This window comes from Citrobacter sp. wls827, assembly GCF_005280875.1.
GTDB lineage: Bacteria > Pseudomonadota > Gammaproteobacteria > Enterobacterales > Enterobacteriaceae > Citrobacter > Citrobacter youngae.
Genome location: NZ_SZWR01000018.1, coordinates 418,550 through 419,826, shown reverse-complemented (window position 1 = coordinate 419,826; position 1,277 = coordinate 418,550). Strand labels below are relative to the sequence as shown.

Here is a 1,277-nt window from a genome sequence, read left to right as displayed (position 1 = left end):
CCGTCTGCCTGTCGGGTCGGGGCCGAGCCTGCGTCCCTGCAGGCCATCCCCTCTGCCCGCATCCCTGCGGGCAGACCCGGTCAGCCGTCAACGCCTCATCGATTTTCAGCCGGACCAGGGTCATCGCTTCAACGCTCTGACTTCCAGCTCAATATGTTTTGCTGTTTAAACAAAAAACGCAGATGGTCAGGTGTGGGCTGGTCCGGCTGAAAATTGCCGACGTGTTTTCGTAAGGCCGGGAGAGCCAGCATGGATGCTGGCTCAGGGCGCGTTTTGCAGGGACGCTACCTCGCGCCCGACCCGGTAGCCTGAAGGAATAAGCGGAGGGAACCACGAAGTGGCAATTTTCCCGCCGGGAGCCGGGATTGTTAAGGGTACGGCGATAGTACCCTTAACACGTTCACGGGGACTATCATTTCAGATATGTGAAAAATTTAAGGTGAACGTAGCAATGCGACGGAGGCAACAGATTCATTACCTCCGGTTCGTTAACTGATAAGCATTACGCCAGTCTCGGGGCTTTTTTATTTTTGCGTCAACACCCGCGCCGCGGCAATCACGCCCTGCCCCAATGACAACCCGCCGTCGCCCGCCGGTAAACGCTGTGGGAACAGTAAGGTAAAATCACGCAGATAAAACGCCAGCCGGGATGACAGTAAGCGGTTATGCATCACGCCGCCGCTGAAGACTAACGTTTTAATTCCGCGCGTTTCGGCCTGCTCACGCATCAGTGTGGCAAACCCACGCGCCAGCGCGTCGTGAAATGCCCACGCTCTTTCAGCAGGGGCGGTCTGCCAGGCCAGCCATTGCTGCCAAAAAGCCGCTAAGTCCAGATGATTGCCATTAAGCGGCACCGTAACAGGGTGATCAACGCCTGCACACTGCGATGCCAGCGCCTCCAGCGCGCAGGCAGCCTCACCTTCATAACTCAACGATTCCGGCGCACAACACAGCGCAGCGGCAACCGCATCAAACAAGCGTCCGCACGACGATGCCAGCGGGGCATTGATTCCCCGCTCGATGGCGCGCGCCAGTACGTTCCAGTTTTGATGTTGCAGCGCCGATGTTTCCGGATAACGCTGCCAGTCAGGAACAAAACGCAGGCACTGCGCGAGCAGATTGCGCCATGGCTGTTTTGCCGCTAAATCGCCGCCCGCCAGCGCTACCGCCGGTAAGCCGCCAAGGTGTTCGCATTCACGGTAGTTGACCCGCAGACATTCGCCGCCCCACAGCACGCCATTTTCCCCCATGCCGATGCCATCCAGCGTCAGGGCAAT

At 58.5% G+C, this 1,277-nt stretch carries 1 pseudogene; it reads right to left on the bottom strand.

What is annotated here, in order from left to right:
- Positions 1 to 524 precede the first annotated feature (524 nt).
- Positions 525 to 1,277, bottom strand: a pseudogene (locus FDX03_RS23490) (carbamoyltransferase HypF); the annotation flags it as partial.